Below are 12,289 nucleotides of genomic sequence, written 5' to 3'. Positions count from 1 at the left end.
ATGATCATCGGTATCGGCAGCGACCTCGTTGATATCAGAAGGATCGAGAAGTCGATCACCCGGTTCGGCGAAAAATTCACCGCGCGCTGCTTCACGGATGAAGAGCAGGCGCGTTCGAATGGCCGAAAGGACAGCGCCGCCTCCTATGCCAAGCGTTTCGCCGCCAAGGAGGCGATGGCCAAGGCGCTCGGTACCGGCATTGCCGAAGGCGTCTTCTGGAAGGAAATGGGCGTCGTCAATCTGCCCAATGGCAAGCCCGGTCTCGAATTGACAGGAGGGGCAGCGAAATGCCTGGAGCGTCTCCTGCCACCCGGACATGTTGCCCAGATCCATCTGACCATCACCGACGAATTTCCCTATGCCCAGGCATTCGTCATCGTCGAAGCCCTGCCGGAAAGCCGCTGAGTTAACTGGTCGCGCCGGTCTATGCGCCTGTGCGGTTGCCGCGCGGTCGCGAACCGACTAGAGAGAGCAGGATTTTCGGAAGAAGGAACCGATCCGCGTGAGCGAAGACAAGAAGCAAAGTGCCCTCTGGGAAAACGTCAAGGTCATTATCCAGGCCCTGCTGTTGGCCATGGTGATCCGGACCGTGTTCTTTCAGCCCTTCACCATTCCGTCCGGCTCCATGATGCCGACATTGCTGGTTGGCGACTACATCTTCGTCAACAAGTTCTCCTATGGCTATTCGAAGTATTCGCTGCCCTTCTCGCCCAACCTCTTCGAAGGCCGCATCTTTGCGAGCGAGCCGGAGCGTGGCGACATCGCCGTGTTCCGCTTCCCGCCGAACCCGAGCATCGACTACATCAAGCGCATCGTCGGCCTGCCCGGCGACCGCATCCAGATGATCGGTGGCGTGCTGCATATCAACGGTCAGCCGGTGCCGAAGGTCCAGGACGGTGTCTTCACCTCCGACTACCGCCTGGATCCCGGCACGGACGTTCCGGTCTTCCGCGAAACGCTGCCGAACGGCGTGAGCTTCGACACGCTCGACCAGGCCCAGAATACCCGCGGCGACGACACGCGCGAATTCATCGTGCCCGAGGGCCACTATTTCGCCATGGGCGACAACCGCGACAACTCGCTCGACAGCCGTTTTGACGTCGGCTTCGTGCCGGCCGAAAACCTGATCGGCAAGGCCTCGCTGATCTTCTTCTCGCTGGGCAACGACACCTCGTTCCGCGAAGTCTGGAAGTGGCCGGCCAACATGCGCTGGGATCGCCTGTTCAAGGGGGTCGAATGACGGAAAAAGGCGTGGTCAGCGATAAGGACTGGCAGCAGCTCGAAGCTGCGATCGGCCATACATTCGCCGACCGCGATCGCCTCAAGCGGGCGCTGACCCATTCCAGCGCCCAGGTCTCGCGTGGCAAGAAGGGCGATTACGAACGACTGGAATTTCTCGGCGACCGGGTGCTCGGCCTCTGCGTCGCCGAAATGCTGTTCACCACCTTTCGTGACGCGACCGAAGGCGAGCTTTCCGTTCGCTTCAACCAGCTGGTCAGCGCGGAAGCCTGCGCCTCGGTCGCGGACGAAATGGCCCTGTACCGCTTTATCCGCACCGGCGCAGACGTGAAGAAGATCACCGCGAAGAACATGCTGAATGTGCGCGCCGACGTGGTGGAGAGCCTGATTGCGGCGATCTACATCGAAGCCGGATTGGAGGCCGCCCGCGGCTTCATCCTGAAATACTGGAAGGACCGCGCGGCCCGTGCCGACGGCGCCCGCCGGGATGCCAAGACCGAATTGCAGGAATGGACGCATGCCAAGTTTGGCAGGCCGCCCACATACAAGGTTGCCGATCGCTCCGGACCGGATCATGATCCCCGCTTCACGGTGATCGTCGAGATCCCGGGCCTGAAGCCGGAGATCGGCATCGATCGTTCCAAGCGTGCCGCCGAGCAGGTGGCCGCGACCAAGATTCTCGAACGCGAAGGCGTCTGGGCCAAGGCCTCCGACGCGAACTGATTGGAAGATATGACCGACACCGAAACCCATGACGGCGGCGAAGCCACCGGCAACACCCCCACCCGATCCGGCTTTGTGGCCCTGATTGGTCCGACCAATGCCGGCAAGTCGACGCTGGTCAACCGCTTCGTCGGTGCCAAGGTGTCGATCGTCAGCCACAAGGTGCAGACAACCCGCGCCGTGATGCGCGGCATCGCGATCCACAACAACGCTCAGATCGTCTTCATGGACACGCCGGGCATCTTCAAGCCGCGCCGCAAGCTGGACCGTGCCATGGTCACCTCGGCCTGGGGCGGCGCCAAGGACGCCGATGTGATCCTGCTGCTGATCGACAGCGAGCGCGGACTGCGCGGCGATGCCGAGGCGATCCTCGAGGCGCTGAAGGATGTGCCGCAGCCAAAGATCCTGGTCCTCAACAAGATCGACCGCGTCAAGCATGAGGATCTGTTCAAGCTGGCGCAGACCGCCAATGAAGCGGTGAAGTTTGACCGCACCTTCATGATCTCCGCCACGACCGGCTCCGGCTGTGACGATGTCATGGATTATCTGGCGGCGGCACTGCCGGAAGGTCCCTGGTATTATCCGGAGGACCAGATTTCGGATCTCCCGATGCGCCAGCTCGCCGCCGAAATCACCCGCGAGAAGCTGTTCCTGCGCCTGCATCAGGAGCTTCCCTATTCCTCGCATGTCGAGACGGAGAAGTGGGAAGAGCGCAAGGACGGCTCTGTTCGTATCGAGCAGGTCATCTATGTCGAGCGCGACAGCCAGAAGAAGATCGTCCTTGGCAAGAACGGCGAGGCGATCAAGTCGATCTCGACCGCATCGCGCAAGGAACTCACCGAGATCCTCGAGCAGCCGGTCCACCTCTTCCTCTTCGTCAAGGTGCGCGAGAACTGGGGCAACGACCCCGAGCGCTTCCGCGAAATGGGTCTCGAATTCCCGCGCGACTGATGAAAACACAGCGAAGGGCGCTCAGCCCTTCGCCACCCGTCTCGCGACGAAATCCGAAATCGGCGGCCCGATCAGGATGATCAGGATGAGCCGCATGGTCTGCAGGGCCATGATGAAGGACATGTCCACAGGCGTGGTTGCGGCGATGATCGCGATCGAATCAAGCCCGCCCGGGCTCGTCGCGAGATAGGCGGTCAGCGGGTCGATGCCATGCAGCGACCAGAGCAGGAAGGCAAGGCCGCCGCTGAACGCCATCAACACCAGGATCGAGCCGACGATCTGGGGCAGGGCGCCTGCCGCATGCCGCAGGATCCGCCGCGTGAAGGACAGGCCGATCCGCCAGCCGATCACGCCGTAACCGAGCGCCAGCAGCCATTCGGGCAGTTGCAGCGTGATAAAGCCCATCACATGCAAGACGGTCGTCGCAACCAGCGGCAGCAGCATCGTGCCGGCCGGGATCTTGAACCTTGCGCCGATCGCGGCTGCAGCGAGTGCGGCAACCAGCGTCAGCCCGAGATCGAGCCAGTCGGTCTTAGGAAACCAGACGACGGGATGGGCAGCGCCACCCTCGATGTTGAAGACGAAGGCTGCCATCAGCGAGGCGCCCGTGGCGACAAACGCGACGCGGAGATACTGCATGAAGGCGACGAGGCGCGGATCCCCGCCATGCGCTTCCGCCATCAGCACCATGGCCGAGGCCGCTCCGGCAGAGGTTCCCCAGATCGCCGTCGTGCCCGGCAGGATCTCGGCTTTCGCCATGAGATAGCCAAGCAGACTGCTCGCCCCTATGATGGCCAGCACGATCGACAGGAAGACCGGCCAGTCCTTGGCGACCGTTGAAAGCGTGCCGAGATCGATCGAGCGTGCAATGATGCAGCCGATCAGCGAATGGGCGAAGATGTAGGGGTAGCGATGGACCGAGAGCCGCGCACCATTCGTCGCAACCAGGATTGCCGCGACCATGGGCCCGAGCAGAAGCGCGCCTGGGATATGCGCGAGATAAAGCCCGCTTGAGATCGCAAGGGACAGCACCAGCAGTATCAGCCATCGAAGCGCGATCGGCAGTGGGGTCAGAAGGCCCGGCGGCGGCGGAGGATCGGTGGCCGCAGCCTTTGCAACAACGGGCTCTGGGAGCGCGTCCGGGTCAGGTGGCGGCAGGTCCTCGTGGTCTTTGCCCGATGGCATGTTCATCTCCGTCCTTCGTCTGAAGCCTAATACTGGGAAAGGGCTGGACGAAAGAGACATTTCATCGAATAAATGAGGGGTAACTCACAAACAAGTTTTATGAGAATGGTCTCGCAAAAGTCAAGTTCGGCAACATCGGAGCCCGTGCAGCAGGTGGCGGTGCCAACGGCAAAGGAGCCTAAGCGCAAGCGCGGCATCGCGCGTGTGGCCAAACTCCTTGACGCCGGCGCTTCCGTCTTTGCCGAGCAGGGCTACAAGGCCGCCACCATGACCGAGATCGCCGCGCGCGCCGGCGCACCGATCGGCTCACTCTACCAGTTCTTTCCCAACAAGGATGTGCTGGCCGACGCACTTGTCGCCCGCTATGCCGAGCATGTCGAGGCAGCGCTCGATCGGATCAGGGCACAGGTCGCCGAGCTCGACGGTATCCAGCTCGCAGACAGACTGCTCGATGTGCTCGTTGCCCATGCCGCTGAGCGCAGCTTGGCGCTCAGCCTGCTGGACGCCCGCTGGGAGCAGCCGGGCGTGCGCCCCGGCGTGCTGCGCGAAAGCCTGCGCAAGCGTATCGCCGAGATCCTGACGCTCTGGCGTCCTGAGCTTGCGGTGGATCAGGCGCAGGCAATGTCGGTCGTGCTCTTCCAGGCGATGAAATCCCTCGTGCAACTGCATGAAGAGAAACGTTATCCCGGCAAGGCCGAAGCGATCGCCCATTGGCGCGGCTGGGTGCAGCGCTACCTCACCGAAATCTGAGCCGGACGCGGAAACTCCTGTTCCTCCGGGCGCCTCTGCGTTAAAACCCGATCATGCAATGGACTGATGAGGCGATCCTTCTCGGGGTGCGGCGGCATGGCGAATCGAGCGTCATTGCCGAGATGATGACACGCAGCCGTGGCCGCCATCTGGGCATGGTGCGTTCCGGTCGCTCCCGCACGATGCAGCCCATGCTGCAGCCCGGAAACCGGCTTGAAGTCACCTGGCGCGCCCGCCTCGACGAACATCTCGGCGAATACCGGATCGAGCCGCTGGTCCTGCGGGCAGGGCGCTTGATGGAAAGTGCGACCGCCGTATACGGCGTCCAGGCCCTGGCGGCGCTGCTGCGTCTCCTCCCCGAGCGCGATCCCCACCCGCATCTTTTTGAAGCACTCGATGTGATCCTCGATCATCTGGAGGAGCCGGCAACGGCGGGCGAACTCTTCGTTCGCTTCGAGCTGGCGCTGCTCAACGATCTCGGTTTCGGGCTGGATCTGGAGGAATGTGCGGCGACCGGCGCGCGCTATGATCTCGCTTACGTCTCGCCGAAGTCGGGCAGGGCGGTCAGCCGCGAGGCAGGTGCGCCCTGGGCGGACAAGATGCTGGCGCTGCCGGATTTCTTGACCCCCGGCACCAATCGCGCGGCCGATCCCGAGAGCCTTGCCGACGCCTTCAGGCTGACGGCCTATTTTCTCGATCGGCATGTCTACGTGCCGCGGGGGCTTGAGCCCGGCGCGGCACGCGAGGGATTTTGTCAGGCAGCGTTGAAGACCTTGCGCTCGCTCGACGCGAATGGCGCATTGGCGGCACCGAAGAACTCGGCCTGATCTTCCGGCGCGGATTTCGCCATGTGCTGATGGATGGCCATCTGCAATTCGCCAATGCTGCGATAGACGCCGCCGTCGAGATCGATGACCGGATATTTGACGGCGATGAACTTGACCCTGTCACCGTCGGGTATGGTGATGCCAACCGGGATCCCGGCATATTCAATGACTTGCTTCTTCATAACGAATATCCCCGCTCGTGCACGCATGGCACGGCGCTGTTTCAATAGTCGATTGTGTATGTCAGTCTTTGAGCTGTGTCACATTCGACAGGAGCAGGCGGAATGGCATTTCACCACCACCACGCGCGGGGTCCGCCAGGATCGGATGGCATCAAGAAATACAACTTGCATTTCGCTGACCTCCTTCTTTGGCTGGGGCCTTCTCGTTGAAGGCCAAACATGGTTCGTCGTCAGTGTCCGAACCAGCACGCACAAGGTAGGTGCTGGGTCGGAATCCGTCAACGGGCGAACCAAGAAAAATAAAATAATTTTCTGTGACGGTCCGCGCTAGGCAAAAACACAGGAATTTTGATCCGGCATGGGCGAAATGCCGAAATATGATCTCACTTTGGGCAAAATTACGCCATGCCCATGGCTGGCCGCTCGACAGCCTGTTCGCGGATGGGCCAATGCACTACAGCCGCGAAGATCCCGAGCGCCACACCCAGCCACCAGACCTGATCATAGGTTCCGAAGTGGTCGTAGAGATAGCCGCCCATCCACACGCCGAGGAAGGAGCCGATCTGGTGGGAGAGGAAAACAAGCCCGCCCAGGAGGCCGAGATGGCGCGTGCCGAACATGATCGCCACCAGCCCGTTTGTCGGCGGCACGGTGGAGAGCCAGAGCAGGCCCATGACGGCGGCGAAGATCACCACCGAGGTCGGCGTCTGCGGCAGGAGCAGGAAGAGCGTTACCGTGATCGAACGGCCGATATAGATGAAGGCGAGGAAATAGGGCTTCGAATAGCGCTGCCCGATCCAGCCGGCGGCCAGCGAGCCGATGATGTTGAAGAAGCCGATCAGCGCCATGGCAATCACGGCATAGCGCGCCTCGATGCCGATATCGCCGAGATAGGCCGGGAAATGTGCGGTAATGAAGGCGACCTGGAAGCCGCAGACGAAGAAGCCGGTGGTCAGCAAAAGATAGCTCTTGTGCGCGAAGGCTTCCTTCAGCGCTTCGGCAATCGTCTGCTGATACTGGCTGCCGGATTGCGAGCCCGACTGGGCATTGCCGCGCAGCGGGAAGGCAAGCAGCGGCACGACCAGCATCATGACCGCGATGATCACCAGACTGTCCGACCAGCCGAAGGCGGAGATGAAACCCTGGCTGAGCGGCGCAAACAGGAACATGCCCGCGGAGCCCGCCGCCGTCCCGATACCAAAGGCCATCGACCGCTGCTCGGGCGTCACATTGCGGGCAAAGGCCGAGAGGATGACGCTGAACGAGCCGGCACCGATCGCAAGCCCGATCAGCACGCCACCACCCATATGCAGCCAGATGGGGGCCGAGGCATTCGCCATCATCACGAGGCCGGCGGCATAGAGCACGCCCGAGGCGGCGAGCACGCGGCCCGTCCCATATTTGTCGGCCAGCGCCCCGAAAAAGGGCTGGCTCAAGCCCCAGAACAGATTCTGAAACGCCATGGCAAGACCAAAGGTCTGCCGGTCCCAGCCCCGATCCGCCAGCATCGGCAGCTGGAAGAAGCCCATGGCCGAGCGCGGCCCGAAGGTCATCACCGCAATCAGCGATCCCGCAAGAATGATGAGCCAGGGCATGGCAGGACGGGCTGTGGTGGTCATCGGGGCTTCTCCTCTGTCAACAGCACATTAGTGCAGTCGATTGATGAGCAGAAACGCCTTTTGATGATCTGGCCATCAGGGGATTTGATGAATGTTAGATGGGGACCCCACCTCTCCCCCTGCGGGAGAGGATACAAAATCGAAGCTTTAGGCGAGCGCAAGCCGCCTAAACTTCAGATTTTGTTGGTGAGGGGGTGGTTCTGTTGGCACGGCGAACGCCCCCTATCTTGCGATTTCAGATGTTTAGCCGTGGCTTCCGCCACGACGAATTCATCGAAATCGCTTTCTCCCCCACCAAGGGGGAGATGGGCGCCGCACGTTTGGCAGCGGCCGTCACCGCCGCTTGATCGCCCAAGCCTCGCGGCTGCCGAGCACCGTCACCGCATCCCCGACCCGCACCAGACCTTCGCCGCGCGGCACCGCATTCCAGCCGAACAGCACCCCCGGCACGCGCCGGTCGGCTGACATCCTCAGACGTCCCATGGCCGGCATCGGACTGGCACCCTCGCGGGAACCGGTCTGCTGGTCCTGCGTGGTCATGATGCAGCGCGGGCAGGGTTTGACGAAGTCGAAGCGGATGCCGCCGATCTCAAGGCCGGTCCAGGCATCCTCCGCCCAGGGGTCGTCGCAATCGAGAACGATGTTGGGCCGGAAGCGGTCCATGCCGACTTCGCCTTCGCCATGCCGCGCCATGTCTTCGTTCAGGGCGCGCAGCGAACCCGTCGTGGTGACGAGGATCTGGTAGCCGTCGGCAAAGCCCATCGGCGAGCCTTCGCCCGCCCAGTCCGCACTCGCCTCGCGCCGGCTATCACCATCGATGAAGACCAGTTTCACCAGCCGTCCGAACCACTCCGACAGCGTGTCATTGACGCTCTCATGCGCGACCGCAGCGCTGACGGGCGATTGCCAGATCGCCACATTCATGCGGTTGTCCGGTTGCGGTGGCGCGACCATCATCTCGCGCTCATCCTCCAGGCGAAGCGTCAGATAGGCGGCGGCCGGAAGCGCAATCAGCCGGGCAAGCGCCGGCAATTCCCGCTGGGTGATGAAGTGACCCGAGGGATCGACCAGCATCATCCGCCGGTCGCCGGAAAGACCCATGGCATCGATGGGCGCCTGGGGCACGGCAATCCCCCGGGCGCTCTTGAACGGATAGATGAAAAGCCCGGTGACCTGCATGATGCTTTGCCTTTTTCAGATTTCGTCGCGGAAAAGGGTGAGAAACAGCGTCAGCCGCTCGTGCCGCTCCTGGGCGAGCCTGGAGCCCGTCGCCGTTTGGAACCCCTCGGAGAGCCTCAAGAGCTTGGCCGGAAAGTGGTCGATCGCATAGGACCGATCGTCGAGCGGCCGATGCTCCGCGCCGGGGTCGCCGGGATGATAGAGGCCGGAGCCCATGCGGCCGGCGATGTAGAAGCAGCGCGCCACGCCGACCATGCCGATCGCATCCAGCCGGTCTGCATCCTGCAGCATCTTCGCTTCCAGCGTTTCCGGCGGGATATTGGCGGAAAAGCTGTGGGTGAGGATCGCGTGCGCGACCGCCGCAATCCTCTCCTCCGGCCAGCCGAGCCCCGCCAGAATGCCGCTCGCCTTCTCTGCTGCCAGTCGCGAGGCCTGGGAGCGGAGCGGCGAGTTCTTCTCGACCGCGACGCAATCATGCAGCAACACGGCGGCGGCCAGGATCTCCGCATCGCCGCCTTCGCCTGCCTGGATCTTCATGGCGTTCTTGAAGACACGATGGATATGGGCGAGGTCATGCGAACCGTCGTCGCCTTCGGTCGCGTGATCAAGAAGATCGGCGGCAAGCGTCTCGTGGGGTGCGAAGTCAGTTGCGGTGAGAAGGGCGGTCAAGACAGTTTCCCCGTTGAGGTGAGGCCGCATCTAGCCTTGCAAGCGCCCTCTGTTCAACCGCCCCGTTCCATCGTCTTTGGTCAGATCCCCGTCGGGGCCTCGTCCTCGCTTGCTGCCGAAGCACGGCTGGATTTGCCACCCAGGATCTTCTGATAGAAGAGACCGATGCCGATCAGCACGAAGCCGAGGCCGATAAAGGAAAGTGCTCGAAGCACGCCTTCGAGGTTTGCCATGTCGATCAGGAAGACCTTGGCGACCGTGAGGATCACAATGACTGCCGAGGCAATGCGCAGGCTGCGCGCATCGAAGCGTGAACCGAGGGCGAGCAAGCCGACGCCGATTGCAAGCCAGGCGACCGAATAGCTGTAGGTCTCCGCCTGCTCGAACCCCTTCCAGAAGGCGATGAACTCGCCCTGCCAGAAGCGCCGGACCGAAAGCGTCACCCAGGCAAAGCCGAGCACGGCGCCGGACAGCGCCAGCAGGATGACATAGGGCAAAGGTCGCTTGTCACGGGCGTAAAAGGCGAGACCGGCATAGGCGAGACCGGGCAGGAGATAGCCGATCATGAGCAGATTGATCAGCGGCCAGCTGCCTGTGCTCTCGCCGGTGAAATAGGGATTGAGCGCCCCGAGATGCAGGCTGACCGTTTGCAGAATGGCAAGACCGCCCGCCACCATCGAGCCGTAACGGAAGACAGGGCTCGGCGACTTCAGATCAAGCGTCATCAGGATGCCGGAGAGGCCGACGACCAGCAGCGTGTAGATCGACTGCTCGCCCAGCGTCGGCGTCGACGAATCGAGCACGCCTCCGTTCATCGCATGGCGAACCAGGATGGCGATGGCGAGCAGACCGAGCAGACTGGCCAGCCCCTGCAGTGCATTGCGTACCCGCTGTCCCGGCCAGTTCCTGACTTCATAGGCCGAAAGCAGCGCCAGCAGGGCCGGGATTCCGTATCCCGGCAGCAACTGGTTGAGGAAGGGCGTCCGCGACAGGGCCTCTGCGCCCACAAGCGTCGGATCCCAGCCGATGCGGAAGAGGACGCCGGCAAGCGCGATGACCATGATCCATGGCAACCCGGTCCAGCCGCGCTTTCGCGTCGCCATGAGATAGGCAAAGCCGAGCAGGGCGATGAGGATCGTGGTGACCACGCCATCGGTCAGCGTGTGCAGCGCGAGCGCAAAGGCCAAGAAACTGCCTGTGAGCAGCACATCGATGCCGCGCCGGAACGCGGGCAGCGCACCCTTGCGGTCGAGGAACGCGCAAGCTCCGAGCAGTACCGCGCCGAGACCCAGGGCGAAGAAACCATGCAGCCAGTCGCGGGCATAAATGCCGTAGAAGACGAAGCTGATCGTGGCAAGCAGGACCGGCAGAGCCGCCGCAATCACCGCCCAGACCGTCGAGAAGAGCGGGTCTTCGGCGAACCGCCTGCGGATCTGCGCAAGTCCGATGAACAGGAAGACGGCGGCGATGCCGAGCAGCACATACATGACGGTGACGTCGAGTGCCGCCGGGCTTGAGGCATACATGTCCCAGCCGAAGAGGAAGGCTTGAGCCTGCCCAACCATTCCGGTTTCGACGATGGCGCCGAGCAGCGCTCCGACACTTGCAATCATGCTTGGCCAGAAGGCACCGTGTCGCGCACTGCCCGCCGCAGCAAGGGCTGCGATCAGGGCTGCAAACCCGAAGAGCGGGAAGAGATCCGGGACGCTTCGGTCAAGCATGATGAGCGCCGGCAGCAACACGGCGAGCGAGAGCGTGATGTCGAGGCCTAAAGGACCTGAAGCCATACGACGGCCCAGCGCCTCCAGCGACAGCAGCGCTCCCGGCTCCGCCGGGTCATCGCCCGTCGTGCCCGGCCAGATCAGCATCCAGGCGGCAATCATGGCGATCAACGAGAGGGCGATCGGGGTGATTTCGGTCGTGTCGATCAGCGCCACCAGCGCCCAGATGCCGAGCAGGGCCTGGGCTATCGAGGGCACGATCACCCAGCCCTTGAGGCGCGACGCCAGCGACGTCGCGACCTGCGCAACGGTCAGATAGATGAACAGTGTCCAGAGATTGGGCGACGTCGTCGATATCAAGAGCGGTGTGAGCATCGAGCCGGCAAGCCCGAGCCCGGCCAGCGCCTGGCCATGCAAGAGCGAATGACCGAGCACACCGAATGCCGTGACCGCCAGCAGAATGAAGGCAAGAGTCGGCCCGATGAACGCATAGATCCCATGCGCGGCATAAACAGCGCCGAACAGGGAGACAGCACCGGCGGCCGTCAGGATGCCCGGCACCATGGCATTGGCGTAGAGTCCGTCAGCCTTCGGCAGCGCCTTGCGACGAATGAGTTCGCCCATCGCGACCAGGGCGAGACCGAACAGCGCGGCAAGGGTCAGCCGTACGCCGGGGCCGAGCAGGCCACTTTCGATCGAGTAACGCACGAGGAACACGCCGCCGAGCGCCAGCGCCAGCCCCCCGGCCCAGACGGCCCAGCGGGCGCCGAGCAGGTTTTCGAGGCTTTCGGCCGGTGCTGATGGTTGTATTTCCGTGCGTGCCGCAGCCGGCAAAACCTCCAGTTCCGGCTCCTCATCGACCAGCGTGGCTGGCGTCTCGCCACGCGGCTCGATCTCTTCGGGCGGCGGTTCTTTCTTGTCTATCGTTTCGACAGGCTGCCTTGTGTCAGCCGCAGCGTCCGGCGCGCCAGTTTGGCTCGCGACGTTGGAGAAACCCTGTTCGGTCTCCGGTCCGCCCAGCCGAAGCAACGTCTCCCTGACCTCTCCCAGTTCCTTCTCAAGCCGGTCGATCCGTTTGGTCGCACCCCGGTTGATGACAAAGAGAACGCCGATCAGGATCAGCGGCAGCAGTTCGAACATGGTTCCTCGCAGCACTCAGCGAAACGAGGGGACAAACTACCCCTTTTCTCGCCGAGGGAAAGCGTTGCGCGTCACGCAACGTGACCCCGACCCGCACACCTCAG

General features: G+C 62.8%; 11 protein-coding genes and 1 pseudogene. 6 read left to right on the top strand and 6 right to left on the bottom strand.

Features of this window, described 5'->3' with window-relative positions:
- The 4 genes from acpS (at nucleotide 1) to era (ending at nucleotide 2,913) form a co-directional block, all read left to right on the top strand.
- On the top strand, nucleotides 1-405 hold the full coding sequence (gene acpS, locus AC1PUL_RS10950; RefSeq protein ID WP_298461853.1) for a holo-ACP synthase: 405 nt from the start codon (nucleotides 1-3) through the stop codon (nucleotides 403-405).
- A 97-nt stretch (nucleotides 406-502) separates the two neighbouring features.
- The gene (gene lepB, locus AC1PUL_RS10945; RefSeq protein ID WP_298461854.1) at nucleotides 503-1,240 is read left to right on the top strand and encodes a signal peptidase I; all 738 of its coding nucleotides are present in this window, start codon (nucleotides 503-505) and stop codon (nucleotides 1,238-1,240) included.
- The gene (gene rnc, locus AC1PUL_RS10940) at nucleotides 1,237-1,962 is read left to right on the top strand and encodes a ribonuclease III (RefSeq protein ID WP_298461856.1); all 726 of its coding nucleotides are present in this window, start codon (nucleotides 1,237-1,239) and stop codon (nucleotides 1,960-1,962) included. Before lepB ends, rnc begins: the two co-directional genes overlap by 4 nt.
- Before the next feature lie 9 nt (nucleotides 1,963-1,971).
- Entirely contained in the window at nucleotides 1,972-2,913 is a 942-nt protein-coding gene (era, locus tag AC1PUL_RS10935) for a GTPase Era (protein WP_298461859.1), read from the top strand.
- A 21-nt stretch (nucleotides 2,914-2,934) separates the two neighbouring features.
- On the opposite strand, the gene AC1PUL_RS10930 is transcribed toward era, so the two are convergent.
- A complete protein-coding gene (locus AC1PUL_RS10930) occupies nucleotides 2,935-4,098 on the bottom strand; it encodes an AbrB family transcriptional regulator (protein ID WP_480464224.1) in 1,164 nt (387 codons plus the stop codon).
- A 159-nt stretch (nucleotides 4,099-4,257) separates the two neighbouring features.
- On the opposite strand from AC1PUL_RS10930, the gene AC1PUL_RS10925 reads away from it, so the two are divergent.
- Nucleotides 4,258-4,848, top strand: a complete 591-nt coding sequence (locus AC1PUL_RS10925) for a TetR/AcrR family transcriptional regulator (RefSeq protein ID WP_480464222.1) — start codon at nucleotides 4,258-4,260, stop codon at nucleotides 4,846-4,848.
- A 53-nt stretch (nucleotides 4,849-4,901) separates the two neighbouring features.
- Nucleotides 4,902-5,675, top strand: coding sequence for a DNA repair protein RecO (gene recO / locus AC1PUL_RS10920; RefSeq protein WP_480464220.1), 774 nt, complete (start codon nucleotides 4,902-4,904; stop codon nucleotides 5,673-5,675).
- A 2-nt stretch (nucleotides 5,676-5,677) separates the two neighbouring features.
- On the opposite strand, the pseudogene AC1PUL_RS10915 reads toward recO, so the two are convergent.
- The 5 genes and pseudogenes from AC1PUL_RS10915 to AC1PUL_RS10895 form a co-directional block, all read right to left on the bottom strand.
- Nucleotides 5,678-5,857: pseudogene (locus AC1PUL_RS10915) on the bottom strand (hypothetical protein); the annotation flags it as partial.
- Between the two features lie 398 nt (nucleotides 5,858-6,255).
- Nucleotides 6,256-7,476, bottom strand: a complete 1,221-nt coding sequence (locus AC1PUL_RS10910; protein WP_480468432.1) for an MFS transporter — start codon at nucleotides 7,474-7,476, stop codon at nucleotides 6,256-6,258.
- A 333-nt stretch (nucleotides 7,477-7,809) separates the two neighbouring features.
- Nucleotides 7,810-8,655 carry an MOSC domain-containing protein gene (locus AC1PUL_RS10905; protein WP_480468430.1) on the bottom strand — a complete coding sequence of 282 codons (846 nt, stop codon included), beginning with the start codon at nucleotides 8,653-8,655 and terminating at the stop codon, nucleotides 7,810-7,812.
- A 15-nt stretch (nucleotides 8,656-8,670) separates the two neighbouring features.
- The gene (locus tag AC1PUL_RS10900; protein WP_480468428.1) at nucleotides 8,671-9,354 is read right to left on the bottom strand and encodes an HD domain-containing protein; all 684 of its coding nucleotides are present in this window, start codon (nucleotides 9,352-9,354) and stop codon (nucleotides 8,671-8,673) included.
- A 50-nt stretch (nucleotides 9,355-9,404) separates the two neighbouring features.
- Nucleotides 9,405-12,185 carry a DUF2339 domain-containing protein gene (locus AC1PUL_RS10895; protein WP_480468426.1) on the bottom strand — a complete coding sequence of 927 codons (2,781 nt, stop codon included), beginning with the start codon at nucleotides 12,183-12,185 and terminating at the stop codon, nucleotides 9,405-9,407.
- Nucleotides 12,186-12,289 lie beyond the last annotated feature (104 nt).

The sequence above is a fragment of the Rhizobium sp. P43 genome, assembly GCF_056730705.1.
The sequence above is the reverse complement of the archived record's forward strand: the minus strand, read 5'-3'. Positions and strand labels throughout refer to the sequence as shown.

Coding starts and splice junctions, on each gene's coding strand:
- acpS (WP_298461853.1), top strand. CDS start 1: ATGATCATCGGTATCGGCAGCGACCTCGTTGATATCAGAAGGATCGAG.
- rnc (WP_298461856.1), top strand. CDS start 1,237: ATGACGGAAAAAGGCGTGGTCAGCGATAAGGACTGGCAGCAGCTCGAA.
- era (WP_298461859.1), top strand. CDS start 1,972: ATGACCGACACCGAAACCCATGACGGCGGCGAAGCCACCGGCAACACC.
- AC1PUL_RS10930 (WP_480464224.1), bottom strand. CDS start 4,098: ATGCCATCGGGCAAAGACCACGAGGACCTGCCGCCACCTGACCCGGAC.
- recO (WP_480464220.1), top strand. CDS start 4,902: ATGCAATGGACTGATGAGGCGATCCTTCTCGGGGTGCGGCGGCATGGC.
- AC1PUL_RS10910 (WP_480468432.1), bottom strand. CDS start 7,476: ATGACCACCACAGCCCGTCCTGCCATGCCCTGGCTCATCATTCTTGCG.
- AC1PUL_RS10905 (WP_480468430.1), bottom strand. CDS start 8,655: ATGCAGGTCACCGGGCTTTTCATCTATCCGTTCAAGAGCGCCCGGGGG.
- AC1PUL_RS10900 (WP_480468428.1), bottom strand. CDS start 9,354: ATGCGGCCTCACCTCAACGGGGAAACTGTCTTGACCGCCCTTCTCACC.
- AC1PUL_RS10895 (WP_480468426.1), bottom strand. CDS start 12,185: ATGTTCGAACTGCTGCCGCTGATCCTGATCGGCGTTCTCTTTGTCATC.